Raw genomic sequence first — 24,987 nt, 5'->3', positions numbered from 1 at the left:
GTACCCGTGGGCAACGGGGAATTGAAAATGCCTGTGGAGTCAAAGCGGCGGGGGCTGAGGTCACTCAGTCTAGCTGGCGGGCTGTGAAGCAGGAAATCTTTGGGGCGACCCAAGGAATCTCCCTGCATACCCATTAGGGTTGCTGGGAGAGGATGTCAAGTTTCAGAAATGGCGGCCGTCTCGGAAGGGGCGATCGCGAGATCGATGTTTTTTCTGTGGGAACGAATGAAGCTTGTTGTCGAACCGACGGGGGCGTTGGCGGCGGCGGCGTTACTCGAAGGCGCGATCGTCAGGCCGAACACTCGTGTCGGCGCGATCGTGACTGGGGGAAACGTGGCGTTGTCTCAACTTCCTCACCTTCTAAGTCTCGCAGGGAAATAGTTTGAAAATTCCGTGGAGACTCAGTTTAGGCGGTTTCGAGCCAATCGAAGATGCGATCGAGTTGGTCGATCGTAATCAAGCCGTACTGCCACAACACCATTGAGAAGGTATTGGGGGAGTTTTCGCCGCGACGTAAGGCTAAATCGATCGCCGTGGTGGGAACTGATAAATCGTCTTGTAAAAAGCGGATTAGTTTCGCGAGTTTGTTAAATTTCATTGTTTTATTCCGACCCGTCGTGCAACACTAACACTATGCGATAAATTTTATCTCCAATCTGCGATCGACATAACCTTTAGAGTGTGATCTCGATCTCCCGAGCGAGCGATCGCTCGTCAAAGGCTTCGTTTCCTGAAACGGCTCGATATCGCGCGATCCCCGCACTGTATAGCTTATGGACTGTCGGAGACGGCTAAGTTTTTGATTCGATTTCATCGTTAAGTTTTTGCAATCTCAACGATAATTCTCGACACGATTCGTTACAGAAATCACCAGTTTTTTTTTACTTTAGATAAAGGATTGTCAATCTTTCAAATGGTGTAAGTAACACCACTGAGAAGTTTGAGAACCACTTCGTAAACTGTCCGCATATTCCGCAAGGAATAGATCGGTTGCGGATAGGCTGAGGGAAAATATATCCCCATAGCGGTAAGATTCCCATGAAAGACATGGAAAACACCCCAAAACTGCACAGTAGCGGCTGGATCTTCCAAACCTGGATGTCGTTTGTCCTATCCATTTCTGTAACGTCGATCGGAATTTTCTATCTTCCGGTCGATAGCTGGCAGAAAGCCTTTTTAGGGATGGGACTGCTGTTTTCCGTCGGTTCGACACTGAACGTCGCGAAAGTGACTCGCGATCTACACGAATCGAAGCGAATCACGTCCCGACTCGACGAAGCTCGTATTGAGAAGCTTCTCAGCGAACACAATCCGCTGTCTTAGCCGATGGCGATTAGGAAGATGTGGTAAAAGGGCGGTCGTTACACCGCCCTCTTTCAATCGGGATGACTGGATTCGAACCAGCGGCCCCTTCGTCCCGAACGAAGTGCGCTACCAAGCTGCGCTACATCCCGACTTGGGTTGACTATTCTAACACAAACAAGATATCACAAGATCGAAACGGAAGACAGCTTTTTGGAAATCTTTTTTGAAATCCCTGCCATCGATCGAGTCAAACCCCCTTCAACCGGGAACGCTATACGTTGTCGGAACCCCCATCGGAAATCTGGACGATATGACATTTCGTGCGGTGGCGACGCTGAACGCTGCCGACGTCATCGCCGCTGAGGATACGCGCCATACGGGGAAGTTGTTGCAACATTTCCAGATTGCGACGCCTCAGATTGCTTACCATCACCACAATCGCTCGCAGCGAATTCCAGAACTCCTCGATCGCCTGCACCGGGGAGAGGCGATCGCGCTGGTGACGGATGCGGGAATGCCGGGAATTTCCGATCCCGGATACGAGTTAGTGAAAGCCTGTGCGGAAGCGGGGGTTCCCGTGGTGCCGATTCCGGGGGTGAGTGCCAGCATTACGGCGGTAAGCGTTTCCGGTATTGAGTGCGATCGCTTTACCTTTGAGGGGTTTTTACCGACGAAAGGGAAGGAACGCCGAGAACGCTTAGAACAGTTGTCGGGAGAAATCCGAACCCTGATTTTTTACGAAGCCCCCCATCGATTGCGGGAAACGTTGGAGGATTTGGCGTCGGGGTTGGGGAATTCCAGGGCGATCGCCTTGGGGCGAGAGTTGACGAAGCGGTTCGAGGAGATTTGGCGGGGAACGTTAGCCGAGGCGATCGATCTCTATCGGGAACGAGAACCGAAAGGGGAATATACGATCGTCGTGGCGGGGGCGAGTGCAGAAGGGATGGTGTTATCGGAAGAGGCGTTGAAAGCCGAGTTACAGCAGTTAATGGCGTCGGGGTTGTCGCGTTCCCAAGCCAGTCGAGAGTTGGCGCGATCGTCTCAGTTGTCTCGCCGTCAGCTTTATCAGTTAGCGTTGGCGATCGAGGAGTGAACTGGATTAGACGACATTGAAAAAATACGCGATCGATCGTGAATTAATCGAGATCCCCAAAGTCCAATATCTTAGGGCGAGGCAACCGTCCCCACAGCTACCGTTCGGACGTTCGGCGAGTCGCTGAGTTCACAGCAGAATCCCTAACGGGTAGTGTGCGGGGCTTCCCCGATCCCTTTCCCAAAACCCGAACCTCCATCACCGTCGCGCCGCCTCGGGAATTTGCTATAACGATCGGTAAGAGGTTTCACGCTCCCCCTCACTACTGCGTTATGGCTCCCAATCCCCAAATTATCGATGCTGTCGAGCAACTGAACTACCGCGCCACCGTTGGCGACGTAGCCAGCCAAGCCGGACTCGAGGTTAACTTCGCGCAACAGGGACTCCTCGCCCTCGCCTCGGACGTGGGGGGACACCTACAGGTCGCTGAAACCGGAGATATCGTCTATCAATTTCCGAAAAACCTCCGCGCCGTACTCCGCAACAAATTTTTTCGCCTGCGCCTTCAAGCCTGGTGGGAAAAAATCTGGCGCGTGTTGTTTTATCTGATTCGCATTTCTTTCGGAACTCTGCTGATTTTGTCGATCGTGCTGATTTTCGTGACGATCGCCGTTCTCGCCTTTGCCGCCAGTTCGAGTCGCGACGGTGACGGTGGCGGTGGCGGAAGTAGCGATCGCGGGGGGGGTGGCGGCGGTTGGCTGTTCGTACCGCGATTTTGGATTTGGGATTGGTTCTGGTTTTACGATCCGGCAGCGTATCGTTCTCAACGGACGATGCAACGCACGAAACCCTCGAAACGCTCCGAGAAAGACTCCGATCTCAACTTTCTCGAAGCGGTGTTTTCGTTCCTTTTCGGCGATGGAAATCCCAACGCAGATTTAGAAGAACGTCGCTGGCAAGACATCGCGACGGTCGTTCGCAACCATCGAGGTGTCGTCGTCGCCGAACAGATCGCTCCTTATCTCGACGATTTGGGCAGTCAGTTCGATCGCGAAACGGAAGACTATATGCTGCCAGTGTTGGCGAAGTTCGACGGCTACCCGGAAGTCAGTCCCGAGGGACAATTGGTGTATCGCTTCCCCGAACTCCAAGTCACGGCGAAACAGCGATCGCCTCAGTCTGTCGAACCGTACTTACAAGAGCGTCCCTGGCAGTTCAGCCGCGCCAGTTCGGGTCAAATCTTGCTCTCGACGGGACTCGGCGCCCTCAATATCATCGGCGCGTTAATGTTGGGGTCGTTATTGCAAGATCGAGCCTTGGTGGCCGAACTCGGCGGACTCGTGGCGTTTGTCGCCTCGATTTACGGCATTTTGTTAGCCTACGGTACGGCGTTTTTAGCAGTTCCTTTAATTCGCTATTTTTGGATACAGTGGCGCAACAGCCGCATCGGCGATCGCAACGAAGATCGCAAAGCTCGAGCTTTAGCGTTCGATCGCGCGAAACCTCAACTTCAACCCAAGTTAGATTACGCCCGTCAATTCGCCGCAGAAACCGCAGTATCTCAGGAAGATTTGGCGTACACGACAGAAAAAGATTTGCTACAACAGGAGTTCGAGCAGTCCGATAAAATTGACGAAGAATGGCGTAAACGTTTGGAATCGGGATCTTAGATCGACCGAGGGGAGTAATGAGGAGTTAATACTACTTTGGTCGGGTGCATCTCAATGGATGTAAAAATACGAAGATCTGGGTAGGTTGGACTTCGGCAACGCTGCCGTCCACGGGTGGAACGTAGTGGAACCCAACAGCCGATGGTTCGAGTAGATCAGCTTGTATCCGATGAATTTACATTTTTGAGATGCACCCCTTTGGTTTGTGAATCTTTGCCACGAAAGGATTGTAACTGGTCAGTATTATTAGAGTGCAGAACGACCGGGAGTACTTCAGTTTTCTAACACTGAGGCACTCCCTTTAAGTTAAGTATTTTTTTCTTGAATATACTGCCTTGGCGTTACCCCAACCAACCGTTTAAAATGTCGAGTTAAATGGCTGTTATCTACAAATCCAGTTTGAGCCGCCACATCGGAAGCCGAACATCCTGCCGAGAGAAGATTTTTCGCACGATGAATGCGAACTTGAATGAGATAAGCGTGAATCGATAAACCTAGTTCTTTCCTAAAAACACGAGATAAATAAAAAGGACTCAAGTGAGTCAACTTGGAAACTTCATCTAAAGAAATATTCCAAAAATAAAAAGAGTTGATATACTCTTTAACTTGCTTGACCGCTTTGTGTTCGAGACCAAAGGATGAATGAATTACGTGAGGATCGGCATATTTTGAAAACAAAAAAGAGAAAGTATTACGAATTAATATTTCTTGCTGAGTTTTGATACTTCCGCAATCTAGGCTTTTATGGAGCTGCTGAATAAGTTGGTAAAGCTTTACATCATTAAAAATCGGTCTTTCAATAAATGGAATTCCTCGTTCTCGATCGACTAGCTCTGATATAATACGTTCGACTGAATTTGCTTTGAGATATAACATTTTGTAAGCACCCTCAACATTCTCATTTGAGTGAACTTCTCCACAGTGTAATATAATGATGGAACCTTCAGATACAGGATAATAAGTTCCTCGATAGTTTAGGTCAGCTTTTCCTCGCTCCATAATCCCAATACAAAATTCTTCATGTAGATGTGGAGGGAACCGGCGAGACTTATAGGACGCTTTTAAAAGTTCTACAGTTCCGAGGGTTTCGCAATTCCAGAAATTTACAACGGCTTGTTGATTCGGCATAAAACAATAAACTCCAGTCAATTCAACCTAGAACAACAACATAGCAATCCTAAATCACTTGTGGATTCTCGATCTAGCGATGACAAGGGTTTAGGCATCTCGATCTTTTCACGACGCATCTAGGATTGCTATAGTTTCTTTTTGACTCACTGATTTATTTTAATATCAGTGAATCAATATTCTTTACTTTTGAGAATGTATTGATAAAAAATACCAAAATTATCAGTGCATTTGCGATCGATCGTTTTAAGTCCTGCTCGATCGATGGATGCCAACCACCGAGGAAGATCCAAAAAGTAGTCATATCTTTCAGCGACAGGAGAATAAGCCTTATCTAGTTGTCCTAGGCACCACTGATTAATAATGCTGTACCAACGTTCGGCCATTCCATCACCATCGTCTTGAATTGCCTCAGCATCTAAGAGAAGAGAAAATCCAACACGCCGCACGTAAGCTTCTATTAAATTATTGACTAAAAGGGGATGTCCAGAAGGTAGACCCAAATCCGAGTAAAAATCAGCTTCGTTAAGAATTCCCAATCCTTGTCGAGGCTTGAGTGCCTTTGCGATCTCTTGAAGGATCTCGAGTTTGCCAGACCCTTCAAGACCATGATTTCTGCGTTCGTTAGCATCCATACCAGCTACATGGTGAAGAATCAAACTGCATACGACTGCATCTGCTTCTCCAAGCTCTACGGTTTCGACTGGCGCTTGAATTGAAACTAGGGAAACGCCAGGTGGCAGTTTCTGACGAACCTGCTCGTGAACTTCCGAAGCAGGATCTACGACCACTAATTCTCCTTCATCTTCTAAGTTCAGCACGTAAGACCAAAGTCTTCCATCTCCTCCCCCAATGTCTATGACTCGCCACTGACGACGGCTTTGCAACCAATTTCTCAAAATAAGAGCATTGCTGGTGTAAAGTTGGTGCATTAACGTACAACGCGTCCAAGCAGCAAATAAAGAATCTCCGTTAAACTGAGTATTCCACTCCTCTTTTTGGGCAGGAATATTAAAAATCGAACGTAGCTTAGCTGCTGCCTCAAACTGCTCGTGAGGAGGTAGACTTAGCAAGTTCCGAAAAGCTTGTCCGAAATCGAGAGAGGTTTGAGTGGGGGTTGGATGTATACCGTACATACAAAAGCTCCTAAATTGCTAGTTGTTTTAATTTCTACAAACAAAAGAGTAAAAAATCATCGGGTCTTCGGGATATACGGTGATTTTTTGTGTCGAGATAACGTGATACCAAGGGTTTCAGCGATTGCAGCTTGAATTTTATGTAGTCTAGGATACAGTTCTCATCACAAACCCAGAAGACCCAAATCATCGATAGGAACATTAATTCCTTTTGAGGACGAAATTAAAAAGATTTCATATTTATTGATTAACCTCCGATCGCTGTGTTCTGATTTTAGATTTAAATTAACACAACTTTTTTAAACTATCAACACAAAAAACAAACAAAATAATTTTAAACAGTTTTGTTTATTGGTGACTTTTGGTTTGTTTATTAATTTTATCAAAAAAGCAATAAACAAAACACTCAAAACCTTGAAGTAAATCACGATCTGAAATTACAATTACAAATTAGGTTAAGTTAAAAGAGTGCATCTCAATGGATGAAAAAAACACAAAGCTCTGGGTAGGCTGGACTTCGGCAACGCTGCCGTCCACGGGTGGAACGGAGTGGAAACCAACAGCCGCTTGAAAAGCGTCGATCGATGCGTAGCACTATCGAGTACGGAAGCTTGTCTCCTATGAATTTGAGATGCACCCAGTCAAAATTCTTTTATTTCACCTTCTTGAGGTGTAAAATGCCATTTGGCTAGATCGACTATCCAATATTTCTTCGGTTTAATAATTCCATTAATGTTGTAACCTGCTTTACGCTCCCATTCTCCCAACTCATATTCTGTAGTCACTTCTAATTTAGATAACCCTTTGACATTTTTATATCCATACAATCCAAAATCCAATAGTCTTAATGGATACCCTTGTTCTATCGGTAGAACTTGACCATCAACTGAGTGAATTAACATCGCTCGCCTATTTATTGCACTTTCTAAAGGAATTGTAGCTTCGTAAACTCCCTTTTCCGGTGTTCCTATACTCGTTTGTTTTAAAAAAAGTTTTTCTGGCTCTAATACACCAGCAATTTCGATGACTTCAGACAAAAGAACCCCTTGCCAAGTTCTCCGAATACTCCAATTACAAACACAAACCATACGACGATTTTCTTCAACTTGAGGCAACTTTAAGATATCCGTATAAGAAAGCGCCACTGGTTTTTGAACGAGACCCGTTATCTGTAATCTCCAAGTTTTTAAATCGATCGACGTTGGGGGGCCATCTTGATAGTATCGTAAGGAAGAAGGTTTGCGATGTAAATTTTTTGTTGGAATTAGACTGCTCATAGTTAAAACTTGGTAATTTCATTAATTACACATCGAAAGCCGACGAGGTTATCTCTGAGAGATGCTGGATAGTAATCACGACTAGCACATCTCAAAAATTCTTCATTGTGTAATCCACATCCTCCTTTAACGATGTGGTCTTCTTCTTCTTTAGTCCAAAAAATTGGATTGTGTCCTGTCAAATCCCAGTCATAATTTATTGACGCATTGTCAAGACACCATTCAGCTAAATTACCAACTAAATCCAAACATCCAAAATCCGATTTATTTTTGGGATGAGCGTACACTGATGTCGCTTTTCGATCGAGTTCTTCTGGATCGCAATCTATGGCAAAATTAGCATATTCTAAGGTTGGAAGTTCGTTACCCCAAGGATAAACATAACCCTGTTTTCCTTTACAAACATATTCCCATTGAGCTTCTGTCGGTAAGGTTTTTTCGACGAATTTTGCATAGGCTAGAGCCTCCCACCAACTTACACCCGTTACCGGAAAATCATCTTGATTCCAGTTGCTATCCAACCAGTAGTTAGGCATACTGATTTTATTTTTTTGAATATATTCCCATCCTTTAGAAGTCCAGTATTTTGAATTTTGATAACCTCCTTTTTCGATAAAGGTGCGAAATTGTCGATTCGTTACAGGTGTAATATCGATCGCAAAAGAGTCTAGCGTTACATTTTTTTTGGGTTGCTCTTCTGGCGAGTCATCGCTGCCTCTCAGAAACGTGCCAGATTCGATGACGATCGTTTGATGTAATTTATTCATGAGTTAAGTACACTTGCTTTTCGAGCTGTCATCTTAAAAGAGGCATATTTCCAGTCAGTTTACTGACTTTCTTTTTGTTTCCTAATACTGCAATCCCCAAGTAGCGTAATTCTTCAGTGGGATGTTGCGATATCTTTTGGCTATAGTCTTCGTAGTTTTTTGTACTTTGAGCGACGTCAGAAAAGTCCACTACAAAAAAATCGAGAAAATCTTCTTCATAAAGCTTATTTCTGATTTCTTTGATTTGCTCTCGATCGGCTTTCAAAATAGGAATGGGAACGGTTGTTATACCAACGTGAATACGACCTGACATATCGTAGAGATCTGAGCCAATAATGCCTTCTATTTTAGCTCCTAAGGTTAGAGACAAAACGGCGGCTGTATTTGCAATCAATCCCGTAGGTAGATCGGCATCTACAATAGTCACACATTTGGTTTTAGATGGTTCTATTTTCATATTTTCGATCTCCATGTTTTATTTTTTAAAAAACAAGCCAAATATCGAAATGAAGTTGAAACTCAACAGTTTTTGAGGCTCGATCGAACGTTAACTCAAACAAGACAAGATTGTCAAGAAAGAAGGTTAAAATAATTTCGATCGCACTCCACAATCTTTTAAAATCACAAATTTATTATATATAAATTTGCAATATTTGAGTTTATCAGATTAAATCTAAATCGCACAAAAAGTTGTCTTCTTGGTTTTTTCTGAGAGCAAACACCGACCAAAGCATACAAATCGGTCGCAGTCTGGACATAAATTCTAGACCATATCGATCGACGGCATTCATATTAGTCAAACACAAATCCGATTCTCCTTTTATTACTTGGATTGCTGCTTCACTGGTCGAATTAACTTCAACGATTTTGTAACTTTTGACGACCTTATCACTGAACCAGGGAATCAAACTGGATGGAGCATGATGAGTTGCAATTTTCAAAGGGCGATCGTCTACAAGTTGACTCTCTTTTTTCTTAGCCAATCCATATAATGGCGTTTCCCACATGAAACTCAGTAAAAGTTTGAGATTTGCGTTCATGTAAATCTTATCGATCGCCTTATAAGCATTCGCGACCAGCAACAGGTTTGACGGCCCGATTGAAAGATTATCACAAGCCTCTTCATACGAAGAAAACAGCAAGTAGCTCGTCGGTGTTTTTTTCAAAGTTTTTAACAAATAACACGCTGCGGCCTCACTGCTAGTTCCTTTAGGTCCTAATGTGGCTATATGAATGTTGCTTGAATTTTCAAGACGCTCGACAATTTTCTTCGACCTGTCAAAATACTCAATTAACTTCGATGTGCTGTTATTAATCTGAGTAGAGATCGAATTTGTTTGTGTTTGATTTGTCAGCGTTATGGAAAACCTTTTCTGCCTAAACATAGCTCTATCCCAAATGGTTGTAGGACTAATTTTCCAGGCTTTGCCGAACTGGACACTCTGAAGGTTCCTTAAAACTTGGCTGCACGATTCCAACCCAAGATCGCACCCGATCGCTTGAAACACTGTTGTCAAGAGTTTTCAAGTTTACGTGCTGCGGATGGTTTATTTGGGTATGGCTTGCGATGATAAATTTTGGTTATGTGTGACAGAAGCCCAGTGGTGCGAGGAATACAAGTCGATTGCTGTGGAGTAGCTATCGTAATCTCCCTATTTCTTTAACATAAGTCCAAGAGACTCTAATATGGGTTTCAGTCATCTCTCATAGGAGTTCGACGAACGAGAAATCGAGCGTTTTCAAAAAAAATTATTTGGACTCTCGATCGCCAATATGACGATAACATCCATCAGGTGAAACAACTTGTACGATCTTGCTCTCTCGATCGCACGAGTACCTCGATCGGTATGTAGGCGTGTGAGGGTGAAAAAAACAGAAAAAATCGGGGTAATGCTGCGTTCTAACGATCGTAATGTGCCAAAAACCTAAGATGACAGGGATTTGAACGCAAAAGCAGCATTACTTTTCATGGTAATACTCGCATCTTTTCACCGCGAGCAGTGAGGACAGGTAACAGTATCTCCCCCTTTCCCTATCTCGTCACCTCATCCTCTCCCGACATAGCCGCCAAAGATGGCGAACCCGTAATATTTCCAGGGAACGGCGATCGCATCGAATCCGGCACTTTTCAACATCTCCAAGTGTGCCTCGAGGGTGGCCAGGCGATCTTGTCCTGAATGGCCTTGAGGCTGGCTGATACCGATTTTTGCTCGTACTGCTTCGAGCGTCGTTCCTTGTTGTGCGGCCCACTTTTCGCGAACAGTTTTGTAGACTTCTGCCAGTTGCGGCGTCTCCGGTAACACGGGATCGACGTTCCAGAAACAGCCACCGGGTTCGAGAATCGACGCAATCCACTGAAACAGCGTCAGTTTCATCTCGTCGCTGAGGTGGTGAATCGCCAGAGACGAAACACAGGCTTGGGTGCTTTGAATGGTGTGTTTGTCCTGGGTTGGCGTGGCGAGATCGCCGAAATCTCCGTAGATGGCGTGCCAGCGATCGCCGTATCCGGCACCGGTGACTTTGGCGCGGGCAAATTCCACCATTCGCGGCGAGTAATCCACGGCGAGAACTTGCGCCTTGGGACAGTGTTGGAGGATTTTGAGGCTCAGTTCTCCGGTGCCGCAACCGAGATCGAGTACGGTTTGGCAATTGCTGGGAACGCAGGTCGTTACGGCCTCGAGCATTTCGTCGTAGCGAGGCAGCAGTTGGCGAATTCCACTGTCAAAGTCGGCGGTGTTGGTGAAGACTTCACCGGGGTAAATGGTTTGGGTCACGATCGCGTTGGGTTGAAACTACGGTTTTATATTTTAAGAAGTTTTGGCCGTGCGATCGACCGTTTTGTTCTCGAAGTGGCAAGGAATTTGTATGATAAATTCTGTGCCTTTCCCAACGGTTGAAAGGCATTCCAGTTTTCCACGATGTTTTTGGGTGACAATCTGATGGGATATCGAAAGTCCCAATCCTGTCCCTTTGCCAATGGGTTTGGTGGTGAAGAAGGGATCGAACAAGTAATTTTTTACAGATTCGGGAATTCCCAAGGCGTTATCTGCGATTCGGACTTCAATGCGATCGCTGTCGATAAGGCGTGTTTGAATTTGAATCGTTAAGGGGGGATCGTCACCGTTTTGTAGTTCGGTGTTGGGAGCGTTTTCATAATGGCGATCGAATTTTTCGTCTAACGCATCGATCGCATTGCTCAAAATATTCATAAAAACTTGATTGAGTTGTCCGGCATAACATTTGAGAAGTGGGAGTTCGCCGTATTGTTTGACAATTTGAATTTCGGGTCGATGGGTTTTGGGCTTTAAATGGTTAAACAGGATGGTTAGCGTGCTATCAATTCCTTCGTGAAGATCGATCTCCTTAATTTCTGATTCGTCTAAACGAGAAAACACGCGCAAAGACTTGACGATTTCTCGAATGCGTTCGGCTCCAACCCGCATTGACCTGTGTAGCTCGATCAGATCCTCTGTCAGAAAATCTAACTCAATTTCCTCGATTTTATCTTGGATTTCAAATTCTGGATTGGGATAGTATTTTTGATAGAGTTGAATTAATTCTAATAAATCTTGAGTATACTCATCTGCGTGAGTTAAATTTCCATAAATAAAGTTCACGGGGTTGTTGATTTCGTGAGCGACACCTGCAACCATTTGCCCCAAACTCGACATTTTCTCGTTTTGGACGAGTTGCATTTGCGTTTGTTGGAGTTCTTTGAGCGTGTCTTGCAATTCCTGGGTTCGTTCGGCTACCCGTTCTTCTAAGTTATCCCGTGCAGCTTCTAACTCCTCAGTATAATGTCCAACCCACTGAATGAGTTGGTTGAGCGATTTGGCTAACGAACCGATTTCGTCTCGAGTGGTGACGGGAGCTTGAAGTGTAAAGTTAGCGTCTTCTGTAACCTGTTTTGCCACGTTCGTTACGCTGAGAACAGGATTCGCGATCGCTCGACTCGTTCGTGTAGCAAGAAATGCAGAAATCGCCGCCGAAAGTATCATGCTTAAAGCGATCGCTCCAGTTTTAAAATTCGCGGCGCGAGTGTGCTGTATTTTGGCTCGCTCCATACTCCGCTGAGACTGCTGTTCGATGCGCGTAAGCCGTTCTGACAGTCGCTCGAAACCAACACGTAACTCAGTGGCTTCTTTTTCAGTCAGTGTTTTTACAAATTCTGTCCGAGCAATCTCATAAGGTTTAGGGTCTAAACTATCTGGAGCTACGTTTTGCTGGAGACTGTTAACCCATTGTACATAAGCGTCAATCTCTCGATGGTAATCTCGTACAAGTACCTTTAATATTTCCGCGTCGTCGTCCAAAAAATCATCGTTTTGATTTACAAATGTTTCAAGTATAGATAGATTGGATTTGACTTCAGTGATATTGTTGTGAAATTGGCTGACTTCGTAACGAAACCAGATTGGAGTTTTTAGCACTGATAGCAATTCGAGAGGATGAGATCGTACCTTCAGCACATCTTGCTCGAGGTCTTTAATTTGATATTGCTGCTCGTCGCTCAATTCTAAAAGTGTGTGCGCCTGCCATTCGTAATAATTGCCCACGAGCAATCCCACAGTCGTTCCAGAAATGGCAATACCAATTGCCAACATATATCCGTAGCTGAGTTTTTTTCCGACACTCAGACGATCGAGTAAAGATTTTTCCCAAAATTTAAAATATTGCATCAAGATTGAAACGCTCGTCAATGGCGATCGAGAGTGAATGCGATCGCTGCAACCTATTTGCGGGGACGATAGTTCGCCAGGTTTGGAAGTCTTTATTATATTCCACATAATTCGCATAAAAGTTATGGGTACTTCCGTTTAAACAGTAGTTTAAAGATCGAGAAGATGGATAACTATTGAATTAATGCTTCTTGACCGATCGCTTGATAAATCTCGCGAAGTTCGTCGTAGTCTGCATCGCTTGCTGCAACGAACTCAGACTCACTGTATTTTTCGTTAACGGGGGAGGCTAACAAGGCATTTAACAGTCGATCTTGATGTTCGAGCATTCGATCGCGCATTTCTGAAAGAAATTCTGGAGCGAGATTGACATTAGCCACAAAAACATCACTCGGTAGGGGTTCCCCTTCCACGAGAATTGGTACGTCGCGTTCTGATAAACCCGCTTCTCGGACAAGACGAGGATAGATGTTGTTCGATGTCACCCACGCATCTACGTCACCGTTGACGAGTGCGTCGAGTCCCTCGTCTCCCAGCATCCGAACCGTAATATCCGACACTGGATCTAAACCCGCATCGAGAAGGAATTTAGATGCATAAATATGTCCGGCCGTTGAGCCAGGGGTTCGCATGGCGACGTTTTTTCCTTTTAAATCGGTGAGGGATTTAATGTTGCTATCGTGACGAACAACAACGACTGAGTAATACGTCGGCCGGGTTACGGCGACGACGGGAACGGCTTTGGCTCTGGCGTTCAGGACGAGATACTCTGACGGCCCGGCAAACGCGAGATCTAGCTGGTTCGATAGCATAGCTGGTGCGGCGGCGACAAAGTTCTCGACGGGAAATAATTCGACCTCGATCTCGAGAACGTCTACCAGAGCTTCCTGAAAAGTCCCGTATTCTTGCTGTAATCGTTCTAGTCCGGTTACATCGGTGACCGCAAACCTTAAGATATCTGGCTTGCTGGTACTGTAGGTTGTTTGCTGTTCCCCAGAGCTTTCGCAAGCCACTACATATCCAGAAAGAAATAGAAGGCTATAAAACAGAACATTCCGTCGCTTCATGTTTTTTATCTCTGACTCAGGACTGGAGTGACATAAAGTCACGTTAGATGAGTTGCATTTGTAATGTTTGCAAACAATTTCGCAAAAATCAATAGCAATTTGTTTTTTATCATTATGAAGTATAATTCAGGTAGTTTATAATTGTCATCCGCGATTCTAACATATTGTTTTACGCAAATTCACGGATATCGTTTTTTGTGGCCGATGAGGCCCTTCTTTTAAATTTACTAGAGAGCAATCGTAGAATCTGGCACTTGCTTCTCTACTATAAAAAGCACCATATTTTGTTGATTTTTAAATCTATTTTATTTATTGCTCATAAAATTTCTGAGCTATTAAAAATATGTTAAAATAGTTTAATATCAATCGAAAATACACCTTGCAGTTCAAAAGATATTTTAAAATTTAAATATTATTTATTTTAAAAAAATCGATATTTTTGAGCGATCGCATCCCCTTTAATTATCTTACAAAACTCTGTTAGAGTGAACGTGTAAGTTCCGAATAAGTTACCATCGCTGCTGGAGTCGTTGCCGTGTCGATCGATCGTATTTCTCAGGCTTTACAAGATTTCGTCCCCGACGTCTACCAAGGCAGCGACGAATATCTCGATATTATTACCTGGAACGTCCGCTTCTTTAATGATCTCGACCCCGAACGAGTTCGCATCGTTCGCCAGATTTTCGAGGAACTGAACGCCGATATCTTCGTATTGCAAGAAGTCGCCGAAGGCTCTCTCGACGGAATCGCCGACGAACTCACCCAACGGGGAGCGGGATTTTACGAAACCATCTACGGCTTAAGCGGCGGCGATATTCGCGTGGCGTTCCTGTACGATACGGAGTGGGTTCGCGCCACCACCGAACCCGAGGAACTGTTTGCAGAAGATTCGCCGACGGTGCAAGTGGGACGAGTTCGCAAACCCGTTTTTCCCCGCTATCCCCTCCAGACGCGGTTTGTAGCCTTGTCTGCACCGGGAAGTCCCGAACCGCCGTTTGACTTTCATCTGGTGGGGGTTCATTTGAAGTCGCAGCGGGATTCTCGTCGGGGACATCGCAGCGAGGAACAGCGGACGGCGGCGGCGAAGTTGCTGGCGGAGTGGCTGCAAAACGAAGCAGTGGATGAGGATGTCATTATCGCGGGAGATTGGAACGCTTCACCGTTTCAGTCGGAATGGGAAGTGTTGCGGAATTTGGAAGCGGCGGGACAGCTTCGTTTTGCGAACTGGAACCACGACAGCGAAGGAAGTCACTTTTTCTCTAGCGGGTACAGTTCTCGGTTAGATTTTATTGCGGTGACGTCTCAAGTCGAAGGTGTGGAGACGTTACAGGAGCGATCGAAAGTCATTAACTGGAACCTGTTGCTGGAAAATGGGGTATCGCAGTCGTTGCGGGAACAGTTGCGATCGAAAATTAGCGACCATCTCCCCGTGTTGACGCGATTTTATTTTACCGAGAGCGATCGCGACGAGGAAGTTGTCGAACTGCCGTCGGAGTCGGTGGAGTTTCCAGGCGTGGCGGTGTTAGGAAGTGTGAAAATCGTGGCGGCGAACGTCAATCCTGCGGGAAAAGAAGCGGGACACGAAACGGTAACGCTGTTGAATTTGTCGCCGGATACGGTGGATTTGTCTGGTTGGGGAATTCGCGATCGCCTCGGCCGCCAGCATAGCATTACAAGTTTAACGGTTCCCGGTGGCGAGACGGTTCGCGTTGTCCTCGATGCAGGTACGGCACAGTTATCGAATCGCGGTGGTTCGATTATTTTGGTGAACGATCGCGACGACGAGGTGCATTCGGTGACGTACACTCGCCAGCAAGTGTCGAAACAAGGATGGTCGATCGCGTTTTAAAGTTCGCTTCGCCATATCTCGCCTCGAGTCCTGTCATGGAAAACTCAGACAAGTGGTGTTCGACCCTCCTGAAAATTAAATTTCAACAAAGGAATGAGGTGTTTGGCGATGGAAGAACTACTCGAACTCAAGCAAAGACTGTTAGGTGGAGACATTACCGGATCGCTCGAAATCGTTGAAGAATTAGAGGAAATGGGAAGAAAAGGCATTGTCAAGACGATTCGCAGCTATGCCGTCGTTCTCCTGATTCACCTCATTAAACAACAAGCCGAAAACCGAACCGCTCGTTCCTGGGACGTATCGATTCGTAACGCCGTGCGCGAAATTCAACGGGAAAACAAACGCCGCAAATCTGGCGGGTATTACTTGTCTTCTGAGGAGTTGCGGGAAGTCCTCGAAGAAGCCTATCTCAACGCGATCGATCTGGCGTCTCTCGAAGTGGCGGAAGGACGTTACGAACCCGAAGAACTTTCTGAATTGGTGAATCGGGAAGAATTGCTCGATCGCACCCTCACCCTCATCACAGGCGATCGCATAGGATAAAAATAGCAGTCACGAGGAAAAGCTGATGACTGGGGGAACCGTACAACAGACAGAATACAGTTTTGAGTTGGCGATTTACTTAACATTTGATGGTTCGTGTAGCGAGTTTCTGTTCGCTTTTCAAGAAATGGAGTTCTACAAAGAGCTTTGGACAGAGAAGTTATCTCAGATCGGTAGAATGATGAGTTCGACAGCTTGACTCGGTAGTGTAAAATTTGCCTGACTCGATCGGGCAATAAGCTCGATTCAGAAACCGAGCTTCTCCAAGAAACCCGGCTTCTGCCTTCTGTAGGGTGCATCTCAAAAATGCAAATTTATCAGATCGGAGTCCCTGCACAGAATTGAGCTGTTGTTGGGGTTCGCTATCGCTCAACCCCTGGACTGAGCGAAGTCGAAGTCCAACCTACCCCAGACTCATATTTTTACAAAAGTTAAGATGCACCCCTTCTGCGACCATGCCTATCCCAAAAAGACTTCTAAATTGGGAACGTCTACCCATTGACCCGTTTCGCTGGATTCGTGGGTTAAATCCATCAACAACTGCGAGTAAACGCCTTCTCGGAACGATGGCTCGATCGCCTGTCCTCCGTCAATTCCTCGTACCCACAAATCCACCATCCGCACAAAGGGTGCAAGTCGTCCGTCGGGATAAGTACGCGGGAACGTCAAGCGATCGGGAATCTCTAACTCCGTCAAAGGTTCGCCGTTTTGAGACCCCATTAAGCGGAAGCCGTGAACGTAATCCTGTTGGTTGCCACTTCCGAGAACCAAGGTTCCGCGATCGCCGTACACTTCTACCCAATGCCCCCGTCCGGCATACGCCACGGAACTGATACTGACTTGGGCGGGGGTTCCGTCGGCGAACTCTACCATTAACAACGCTGTATCGTCCGCATCGACAGGCTTTCGTTTGCCGCCCTCAGCCGGATCGGGGCGATCGCAAATGGAGGTGTTCAACTGGGCGAACATCCGTTTCACCGGCCCGAACAGCCATGCCATATAGTCGAAAGTGTGCGATCCTAAAGCCCCTAACGCCCCGCCGCCTTTATCTTTCTGGGCGTACCAGTTCCAACCGCGATCGGGATTCGCCCGACTCGACATCAGCCAGTCGATTTTGACGAGGCGTTTGTTGCCGACGTAGCCTTCTGCCAGTAATTCCGCCAATCGCTGCCAGGTGGGAACGACGCGATACTCGAAATCCATCGTCGTGACGACGCCTTTCTTGTTCGCCAGTTCGTAGAGATTGCGGGCGTCGGAGACGTTTAACGCGGTGGGTTTTTCTAGTAAAACGTGCTTTCCGGAGTCGATCGCTGCTTTCGCCATGTCGTAGTGTAAAAATGGCGGCGTGGAAATGCTGACAGCATCGACATCGGGTGAGTTTAACACCTGTTCGAGAGAATCGCAGGCGTTGGCGATATTAAATTCCTTTGCAACCTCTTGCGCTTTCTCAAGGTTTGGGTTAAAAACTGCCGTAACTTTGGTGCGGTGGTGCAGTTGAAAACCGGGGATGTGGACTTTTCGCCCGAATCCGGTACCGATAACAGCGACGTTGATGCGTTCGTTCATATCTTGCCAGGTGAGTAACGTTAACGTGACGGCGGCGTAATGTCACCAACAAAAACCGGATCTCTGTCTGACGCCCGACCGGTTAACGGTGAGTCACGGACAGACACCCGGTTTTCTTCATCTTACGACTGCGACGGTACGGCAATCTAGCGACGTAAGCTCGTTACGCGATCGATAACCCACTGCATCGTGGTTTCCCCCAGTCGCACGTTGTCGAGGCGATCGATCTCTCGAATTCCCGTGGGACTCGTCACGTTGACTTCGGTGAGATACCCCCCGATAACGTCGATTCCGACGAAATACAAGCCGTCTCGCTTCAACGTCGGGGCGAGTTGGCGGCAAATTTCCCGCTCGCGATCGCTGATTTCGGCTTTCGCCACCCGTCCGCCAACGGCCATGTTGCCGCGAAATTCCTCCCCAGTGGGAATCCGGTTCACCGCCCCGATGGGTTCCCCGTCGAGGAGAATAATCCGTTTGTCGCCGTCCTTGGCTTCGGGAAGAAACTGCTGCACCATAATTGGAATGCGACCGTAGTTCGTACTCACTTCCATCAGCGAGTTGAGGTTGCGATCGCCGGCCGACAACATGAAAATCCCTTCTCCGGCTTTGCCTCCCAAGGGTTTGAGGATGGCTTTACCCCGTTGGTTGACAAATCCTCGGGCAACGGCTTTGTCTCGCGTGACGAGGGTTTCAGGAATCGCGTCTTTAAACTGCAACGCATACATCTTTTCGTTGGCCGCCCGCAACCCTTTCGGATCGTTCAACACCAGGGTTTTCGTGGGATCGACGTAATCGAGAATGTAAGTGGTGTATAAATACGGAACGTCAACCGGCGGATCGGTTCGCATCAACACCGCATCCATATCTTCCAGCGGTTGCCAACTGGCTTCGCCGACTTCGTACCACAGTTCGATCGCCACCCAGCGATCGCCCTTTAACTCCACGGGTTTAAACGTCGCCGGAGATAGCCAACCGTAGGCTTTTCCCTCGACGACGCCGAGTTTCTCGGCTTGGGTAATCCAGACCTCGTGTCCCAGAGCTTGCACCGCTTCCATAAACGCGACGGTGGTATCGTGGCCGGGGTCGAGGTTTTGAATGGGGTCGATGATAAATGCAAATTTCACGGCAACCGTTCTCTGAGCCTGTGTTGAGTCTTGTGAGATGGGATGTTGTGACGCGATGGAATTCCTCGCGTCTTTCCTATTAAAGCGTCAAACGTCCCTCGCTTCGTCATGGGACTCGATCGCCCGTCTCTGACTTTCCAGGATGAAAACACGGAGAATCGCCAATAGCCTTCGAGAACTTCCCCCCAAAAAACACCGACAGCTCGGTCAGGGTTTGTTTTCGCCATTGAAACTCGGTCTCGAGGTCTCGATCGATCTCGAAATTTTCGTCAATTGAAGGGAGTTGAAAAACTGCCGAACGACGGAGATCGCGCCCCCTCCCGGTTCTCTACCGCAGCCAGATCTGACACCTCTCCAAAAAATCCTCAATATAATGAGGATCGATCGCCATTTCGACAAACGAGGCTATTTATGCAGGTTACACGCTACTTCCACACAGCAGTTCTCGTGTCCGACCTCGAACGCGCCGAGTGCTTCTACAGCGAAGTTCTAGGTTTGCCGAAGATCGATCGACCGATGACGTTCCCAGGGACTTGGTACGGTGTCGGAGACGCCCAACTTCACCTCATCGTCGCCGACAGCTTCGAGGAAAATCTAGAAAACACCGAAAAATGGGGACGCAACCGCCACGTTGCTTTTGGTGTCACCGATTTACCCGCCGTCGAACAAAAACTCAGAATTGCAGGCTATCCTGTCCAAAGAAGCGCCTCGGGACGAGAAGCCCTCTTTACTCGAGATCCCGACGGTAACGTTGTCGAACTCAGTGCAGCTTAAAACGTGGTTTCAACGCGGTTTCAACGCGGTTCGATCGTCATTCAATCTAGTGAACCCATAATGAAAATCGTCGTTTACAGCTACAGCGATCCCCTATACGAAGTGCCGCCACCTCCAGAAACCTGGGGTTGGGAAGTCGATCGCATCTATAGCGATTTCGGCAAACGACAGCAACTCCAACAGCTTCTCGAAGACTGTTCCAGCGACAAAATCGCCTACGTCCTCGTGCGTCGCCTAGAAGAATTCGGCGAAACCGTCGAACAGGTCTTTCATCGACTCGATCGCTTTGGCGAACTCGGCGTTCGCGTCGTCGCCACAGACGTACCTCTCGAAACCACCGATCGCCGCGATCGCGCCGCCGTCTTGGAATTCCTGCAAAACCTGCAAAAACAGCAACGCAGCCAACGCATTCGCCAAGGCCACGCCAGAAACCGCGTCAAAGCCCTACCGCCCCCCGGAAAACCTCCCTACGGCTACCGTCGCGGCAAAGATCGCTACGTCATCGATCGCAGTACCGCTCCCGTCGTCAAAGACTTTTTCGATCGATTCCTCATCTACGGTTCCCTGCGAGGTGCAGTACGCTACATCGCCCAACGCTACGGAAAGCGCATTTCCGTCACCACCGGACGCCGCTGGCTTACCAATTCCGTCTATCGCGGCGATCTCACCTATAGTAACGGTTCCACCATCTCCAACACCCACGCCCCCATTATTTCCCGAGAAGAAGCCGCCCAGATCGATCGCCTGTTGCGCCGCAACCGACGCCTTCCCCCTCGCACCGCCAGCGCACCTCGCGCCCTGGCCGGACTCGTCGTCTGCGGTGAATGCGGCTCGTCAATGACCGTCGCCTGTGTCACCCGCCGCCGCAAACCGGGAGAATATTTATACCTGCGACCGACCCACTGCCTTCGAGAGCCGAAGTGCAAAAGTTTGCATTACGATGCGGTATTACAGCAAACGATCGAAACCGTGTGTTGCAATTTAACGGAGATCGCCGACGATCTCCCCCTACCCGATCTCGATGGGGCAAAAAGTACCTTGGAACGGGATATCGTCAAACGGCAGCAAATTCTCGACGCCTTACCTCCCTTGCTCGACGAGGGCATTCTCGATCGCGAAACGCTCCAACTGAGGTCTTACACGCTTAAATCTGAAATTGCTCGATTGCAGGAACAACTGTCTCAAATCCCACCGGTCAATTTACGGGAAACGGCGAAAACGGTTTCTCTTCCGCAGTTTTGGTTCGATCTGACGGAATCCGAACGTCGGTTTTATTTTCGTGAATTCGTGCGACAAGTCGAAATTCAACGGGATGGCGACGAGTGGCAGGTGCGGTTACAGTTCCTCTTTCAGCCGATTCCTCAAGACGAGAACGTTTAGCGATGGGCGATCGCTTGACTGAGAATCGAGGTCTTCGTTTTAAAGTTCGATTTTGTGATAGAATCACTTCAGTTTTATGGAAATTTCGTTGCGTTAAACGCTTCATATTTTTTTTAATATAAAAAAAAGCTATTAGACTTAAAAGAAATCCAAACCGAACAACCCTAGCCATCTTCCGTACTATCCGTCATAATTGAATATTATTCGCAGCTACGGCGAGTAGAAATACGGAGAAAAGCGATATGTTTGAGAATTGGTGGGGATTGTTACTGTTAACGCTATTCAATACCGCTGTTTGTTTGGCGCTGCCTCGTCTCGTGACGCTCGATCGCGATCGATGGTTCCGGCGTTTGAAACCCCAGGCGATCGCTGCCAAAGCCTCCGAACCCACAGCATTTTCCGATACAGTTGCCTAAGGGTTTCCTCCTCAATTACCGCTTTCCTCCCGATCTCTTGACAACTTGACAATCGAGGTCGGGAAGCGTTTTGCGTGTCTTCACAGCCGTTCGAGTCACCGATCTAAAAATTTTTCCAGTTTCCCCCACACCCCTATAAATCTTTGTTATACTACGAACTAGAGGTAAATCTTTCGGGTACGGCGTTTCCAGACGCAGTCTTTACGATCTCAAAGACGATCTGAAAGTCATCGATCGAAACCGGACTCAACCCTCTACTGGTTAGGTTGAGAATCTGGTCGGAAATCATCGGCTGAAAGCTGAATCTGAAAAAAAGTCTCCAGACTCCATCACTTTTGCTGTGTCGAAACCGATCGCGCACTGTTAAGACGTGCGATCGAGCGGTAGAGGTGTCGGACTGGCGCGTGTAGACAACGTCACTCGAGATAGCTCGCGTGCGAAGCTGGCGATCGGGTCGCAGTTCCCAAACCCCCGATCGTCGAACTTGCATCGTGGGGTATCGTCGTGCGTGCTGTCGAAATGCCGAGTCGCCGAATCGAATTTGCTGTTTGTTGTTATTGGGGAGGTACGTTTGTGACCGTTCGCTTGTCCGTTTCGCGGTGTGTCGTTACACTGTCAATCGGTCTACTGGTGGTTTTGTTTGCCGTTTTACCACCGTCGCTTTTGTGTTCGAATACATCTTCAAAACAGGCTTCGCTTTTTAAGTTTACCAAACCGTCGAGAATCTATCTCGACAACAGAGGTATGTCTTCCCTGGCGATCGAACCTCTAGCTTTGGCGAACCTGTCCGTCGTCGCGTCTAAGGGTGTGGCGTTCGAGTTCGGGGACAGCAATCTGCTCGATCGCCGACGGGATCTCGTCCAATTGAACGAAATGCTCGATCGCTTGCGTCGTCTGTTCTGGACTTTCGCCCAGCGTTGGCAAGCCCTGTTACAGCAACCGGGACTCAATCTGCTCCTCGAAGCTAACCTTCCCCATAAAGGAGAAGATATGCTAGAGAGTGCTGCTTAGTTCCGAGTTCGAGTGAACCTTCGCTATCTCGTCCCGCTATATGACCCGTCCGTTTCCGAGTGGAGTTGGGAAGCCCGCCTGCTGCGCTGGCTGACTCTCTTCTGGCTTGTCATCGGGTTACTCGTTCTGTTTTCTGCCTCCTATCCGAGCGCCTATGCCGAACTCGGAGACGGAACCTATTATTTTAAACGTCAGATTCTCTGGGCGATGGTAGGACTCGTCGGGTTCAATATTATCGTCCACACTCCCCTGCGACTGTGCCTGTCGATCGCCCGCTGGGGATTGTTAGCCCTGTTGGGCTTGCTCCTGGCGATCCTGATTCCGGGTTTGGGAACCACCGTCAACGGTGCCACCCGCTGGATTGCCATCGGTATCGTTCCCATTCAACCCTCCGAGCTGATCAAGCCCTTTCTCATCCTTCAAGGGGCGATCGTTTTCGGACGGTGGAATCGGCTGACGTTTCGAGAACGAGCGATCTGGTTGGGTGTGATGGTCTTAGTTCTCACCAGCATTTTATTTCAACCGAACCTGAGTACGACTGCCATGTGTGGCATGATGCTGTGGTTGATGGCCATGGCGGCGGGATTGCCCTATCGCTTGTTAGGGGGAACCGCTTTGTCTGGGCTGCTGTTAGCGATTCTCAGCCTCAGTATTAAGGAATACCAGCGACGACGAGTCATGTCGTTCCTCAACCCCTGGGCAACGCCCGATCGCGACGGTTATCAACTGGTTCAAAGCCTGATCGCGATCGGCTCGGGGGGCTTTTGGGGAACGGGTTTTGGAATGTCTCAGCAGAAGCTGTCCTATTTGCCCATTCAGGACAGCGATTTTATTTTTGCAGTGTACGCTGAGGAATTTGGATTTCTCGGCAGTTTTTTGCTGTTGTTGTTTTTGTTGGTGTACGGGACGTTGGCGTTACGGGTTGCCTTGAAAACCCCGAACGTTGTCTATCAACTGGTTGCCGTCGGTGTCATGGTGGCGTTGGTGGGACAGTCGTTGATTAATATTGGCGTGGCGACTGGAGTACTACCCACGACGGGTTTACCGCTGCCGTTGTTTAGTTATGGAGGCAGTTCGACGATCGCGAGTTTAGCTGCTGCGGGGTTGTTAGTGCGGGTCGCTCGCGAAAGCAATGCGGCTGCAGTGGTGTCTCTGTCACAACAACGACAAAAACGCCGCAGACCGGCATCGAAGTCCTAATCACGGCGTTTCAGGCTGTCATCTCGAATGTGAAGAAATACGACAAATAGCTTGGCGAACCTAAAGAATATCCTATAGATGATATAATGAGGTGCTGGCGGAAAGGTATCGACTGAAAAAAACGCTTCAAGCTTTCAGTGGGTAAACCAACGCCACCCGAAACGATAACCTCGAGCGAAAATTCCCAGACTAACTCCTGGGAATTTTCAGCGACGATCGGCCGCTGCCCGAAGTAAGCGACTTTGCCCCTTCGTGACGGCGTAGAGTGGCGAGGCGTGCGTCCGACGACAACTTACGAGCTACTCGATTCTTCAGCTTTCCGGCGCACGAAACGCAACAGAAGATGGATGAAGAACAGGTAGCCCGTTGCCAGGACGAGGATGGTTAGAGAGAGATTGTCGAAGGTCATAGGAGGGAGAGAAGTGAGAAGCGGGACACAAAAGAGAAGCGCGAAAGCGAAACACAGCACGATTTAGCAGGACACCGAGGGCGATCGCCTCGGCCTGCAAGTGCCAAACCACCGTAACTGAAGTACGAAACCGTCCTTCATCTGCGAGCAATGCGACCGAACTTTGCCTTACAAACTGCAAGGCTGACTGGGCAACCTGAGCAACCCAGCTTGATATCCGGTTGAGGGGGTTGTAAAAACCTTCGCACGACCGACCGTCAGGAGGCTGTCCCTTCGATCGTCTGTCTCTACTAACACAAGCCGAGTTTCGACAGGGCGAGAACGATCGGGTCTTCCAACGCGCTCCTCACAACTGCACTCGCGTTGTAGGGGTATTTGGGGTTACAACAATCCTTACCATTAATGTAACATAAGTTTCCGAATTTTTCGGGAGATCCTCGGGGGTGACTTAATAAATCTTTAAGATGTGCGATCGAAAACGTCCAACCCAGACCCGACGAGAGCTTTCGTCAGAGCGATCGCCCCGTGGCGTCCTGCCCGATCGGTCTTCAGGCGTTGACAGAGTTTCCAAAAGCACGTAACCAACTCGCGATCGGAAAACTTCCCTACTCGAGAGGCTTCGCTTAGAATAGAAATCATATATGTAAACTTTC

Annotated in this window: 24 protein-coding genes, 1 tRNA gene and 1 pseudogene; 12 read left to right on the top strand and 14 right to left on the bottom strand. The window is 47.9% G+C overall.

The features are described from left to right. Together POG22_RS08725 and POG22_RS08720 are read left to right on the top strand one after the other, a co-directional pair. Nucleotides 1-229: pseudogene (locus POG22_RS08725) on the top strand (hypothetical protein); the annotation flags it as partial. Further along, on the top strand, nt 169-381 hold the full coding sequence (locus POG22_RS08720; protein WP_063719027.1) for a PALP domain-containing protein: 213 nt from the start codon (nt 169-171) through the stop codon (nt 379-381). The pseudogene POG22_RS08725 and the gene POG22_RS08720, both read left to right, overlap by 61 nt. Nucleotides 382-406: 25 nt before the next feature. Here the strand turns inward: POG22_RS08720 and POG22_RS08715 are convergent, their stop codons facing one another. Then, nucleotides 407-598: a DUF2949 domain-containing protein gene (locus POG22_RS08715; RefSeq protein WP_017658698.1), complete on the bottom strand. Its 192-nt coding sequence runs from the start codon at nt 596-598 to the stop codon at nt 407-409. Nucleotides 599-1,038: 440 nt separating this feature from the next. Between POG22_RS08715 and POG22_RS08710 the strand changes: the two genes are divergently transcribed. After that, nucleotides 1,039-1,323 (top strand): YiaA/YiaB family inner membrane protein, encoded by a 285-nt coding sequence (locus POG22_RS08710; protein WP_017658697.1) that lies wholly within the window; start codon nt 1,039-1,041, stop codon nt 1,321-1,323. Nucleotides 1,324-1,380: 57 nt separating this feature from the next. Here POG22_RS08710 and POG22_RS08705 read toward each other — a convergent pair. Then, nucleotides 1,381-1,454, bottom strand: a tRNA-Pro gene (locus POG22_RS08705). A gap of 74 nt (nt 1,455-1,528) precedes the next feature. Here POG22_RS08705 and rsmI point away from each other — a divergent pair. Further along, nucleotides 1,529-2,398 (top strand): 16S rRNA (cytidine(1402)-2'-O)-methyltransferase, encoded by an 870-nt coding sequence (rsmI, locus tag POG22_RS08700; RefSeq protein WP_082901855.1) that lies wholly within the window; start codon nt 1,529-1,531, stop codon nt 2,396-2,398. Nucleotides 2,399-2,670: 272 nt separating this feature from the next. Next, nucleotides 2,671-4,008, top strand: coding sequence for a hypothetical protein (locus POG22_RS08695; RefSeq protein ID WP_498904767.1), 1,338 nt, complete (start codon nt 2,671-2,673; stop codon nt 4,006-4,008). Between the two features lie 306 nt (nt 4,009-4,314). Here POG22_RS08695 and POG22_RS08690 read toward each other — a convergent pair whose 3' ends face one another. The 9 genes from POG22_RS08690 to phnD form a co-directional block, all read right to left on the bottom strand. Further along, entirely contained in the window at nt 4,315-5,136 is an 822-nt protein-coding gene (locus POG22_RS08690) for an AraC family transcriptional regulator (RefSeq protein ID WP_498904764.1), read from the bottom strand. 173 nt (nt 5,137-5,309) lie between these two features. Beyond that, nucleotides 5,310-6,272, bottom strand: coding sequence for a class I SAM-dependent methyltransferase (locus POG22_RS08685; RefSeq protein WP_082901854.1), 963 nt, complete (start codon nt 6,270-6,272; stop codon nt 5,310-5,312). A gap of 641 nt (nt 6,273-6,913) precedes the next feature. After that, nucleotides 6,914-7,549, bottom strand: coding sequence for a molybdopterin-dependent oxidoreductase (locus POG22_RS08680; RefSeq protein WP_498904762.1), 636 nt, complete (start codon nt 7,547-7,549; stop codon nt 6,914-6,916). Between the two features lie 2 nt (nt 7,550-7,551). Beyond that, nucleotides 7,552-8,316 (bottom strand): formylglycine-generating enzyme family protein, encoded by a 765-nt coding sequence (locus POG22_RS08675; protein ID WP_498904760.1) that lies wholly within the window; start codon nt 8,314-8,316, stop codon nt 7,552-7,554. Between the two features lie 28 nt (nt 8,317-8,344). Beyond that, the gene (locus tag POG22_RS08670; protein ID WP_017658690.1) at nt 8,345-8,773 is read right to left on the bottom strand and encodes a DUF2000 domain-containing protein; all 429 of its coding nucleotides are present in this window, start codon (nt 8,771-8,773) and stop codon (nt 8,345-8,347) included. Nucleotides 8,774-8,978: 205 nt separating this feature from the next. Next, the gene (locus tag POG22_RS08665; RefSeq protein ID WP_498904758.1) at nt 8,979-9,701 is read right to left on the bottom strand and encodes a bacilysin biosynthesis protein BacA; all 723 of its coding nucleotides are present in this window, start codon (nt 9,699-9,701) and stop codon (nt 8,979-8,981) included. 660 nt (nt 9,702-10,361) lie between these two features. Further along, nucleotides 10,362-11,090, bottom strand: a complete 729-nt coding sequence (locus POG22_RS08660) for a class I SAM-dependent methyltransferase (RefSeq protein WP_498904756.1) — start codon at nt 11,088-11,090, stop codon at nt 10,362-10,364. Nucleotides 11,091-11,123: 33 nt separating this feature from the next. Further along, a complete protein-coding gene (locus POG22_RS08655; RefSeq protein ID WP_498904755.1) occupies nt 11,124-12,995 on the bottom strand; it encodes a sensor histidine kinase in 1,872 nt (623 codons plus the stop codon). 173 nt (nt 12,996-13,168) lie between these two features. Further along, entirely contained in the window at nt 13,169-14,062 is an 894-nt protein-coding gene (gene phnD / locus POG22_RS08650; RefSeq protein ID WP_498904754.1) for a phosphate/phosphite/phosphonate ABC transporter substrate-binding protein, read from the bottom strand. Between the two features lie 535 nt (nt 14,063-14,597). Here phnD and POG22_RS08645 point away from each other — a divergent pair. Beyond that, complete coding sequence (locus tag POG22_RS08645) at nt 14,598-15,911, top strand: endonuclease/exonuclease/phosphatase family protein (RefSeq protein WP_498904753.1); 1,314 nt, start codon at nt 14,598-14,600, stop codon at nt 15,909-15,911. 108 nt (nt 15,912-16,019) lie between these two features. Then, nucleotides 16,020-16,454 carry a DUF29 family protein gene (locus tag POG22_RS08640; protein WP_498904751.1) on the top strand — a complete coding sequence of 145 codons (435 nt, stop codon included), beginning with the start codon at nt 16,020-16,022 and terminating at the stop codon, nt 16,452-16,454. Between the two features lie 459 nt (nt 16,455-16,913). Here the strand turns inward: POG22_RS08640 and POG22_RS08635 are convergent, their stop codons facing one another. Further along, on the bottom strand, nt 16,914-18,020 hold the full coding sequence (locus POG22_RS08635) for a Gfo/Idh/MocA family protein (protein WP_498904750.1): 1,107 nt from the start codon (nt 18,018-18,020) through the stop codon (nt 16,914-16,916). 146 nt (nt 18,021-18,166) lie between these two features. Further along, nucleotides 18,167-19,144 (bottom strand): glutathione synthase, encoded by a 978-nt coding sequence (gshB, locus tag POG22_RS08630; RefSeq protein ID WP_498904748.1) that lies wholly within the window; start codon nt 19,142-19,144, stop codon nt 18,167-18,169. 411 nt (nt 19,145-19,555) lie between these two features. Here gshB and POG22_RS08625 point away from each other — a divergent pair, with 411 nt between their 5' ends. From POG22_RS08625 to POG22_RS08605, 5 genes are all read left to right on the top strand, one after another. Further along, nucleotides 19,556-19,918 (top strand): VOC family protein, encoded by a 363-nt coding sequence (locus tag POG22_RS08625; RefSeq protein ID WP_063716396.1) that lies wholly within the window; start codon nt 19,556-19,558, stop codon nt 19,916-19,918. 60 nt (nt 19,919-19,978) lie between these two features. Next, nucleotides 19,979-21,298 (top strand): recombinase family protein, encoded by a 1,320-nt coding sequence (locus POG22_RS08620; protein ID WP_498904746.1) that lies wholly within the window; start codon nt 19,979-19,981, stop codon nt 21,296-21,298. 242 nt (nt 21,299-21,540) lie between these two features. Further along, nucleotides 21,541-21,714: a hypothetical protein gene (locus tag POG22_RS08615; protein WP_017658578.1), complete on the top strand. Its 174-nt coding sequence runs from the start codon at nt 21,541-21,543 to the stop codon at nt 21,712-21,714. A 744-nt stretch (nt 21,715-22,458) separates the two neighbouring features. Then, the gene (locus tag POG22_RS08610; RefSeq protein ID WP_063716400.1) at nt 22,459-22,725 is read left to right on the top strand and encodes a hypothetical protein; all 267 of its coding nucleotides are present in this window, start codon (nt 22,459-22,461) and stop codon (nt 22,723-22,725) included. A 12-nt stretch (nt 22,726-22,737) separates the two neighbouring features. Further along, a complete protein-coding gene (locus POG22_RS08605) occupies nt 22,738-23,925 on the top strand; it encodes an FtsW/RodA/SpoVE family cell cycle protein (protein WP_063716402.1) in 1,188 nt (395 codons plus the stop codon). 868 nt (nt 23,926-24,793) lie between these two features. Here the strand turns inward: POG22_RS08605 and POG22_RS08600 are convergent. Then, entirely contained in the window at nt 24,794-24,973 is a 180-nt protein-coding gene (locus POG22_RS08600) for a hypothetical protein (RefSeq protein WP_498904744.1), read from the bottom strand. Nucleotides 24,974-24,987 lie beyond the last annotated feature (14 nt).

Origin of the sequence: Geitlerinema sp. CS-897 (assembly GCF_028368005.1) — a bacterium.
Taxonomy (GTDB): domain Bacteria; phylum Cyanobacteriota; class Cyanobacteriia; order Cyanobacteriales; family Geitlerinemataceae; genus Baaleninema; species Baaleninema simplex.
The sequence above is the reverse complement of the archived record's forward strand: the minus strand, read 5'-3'. Positions and strand labels throughout refer to the sequence as shown.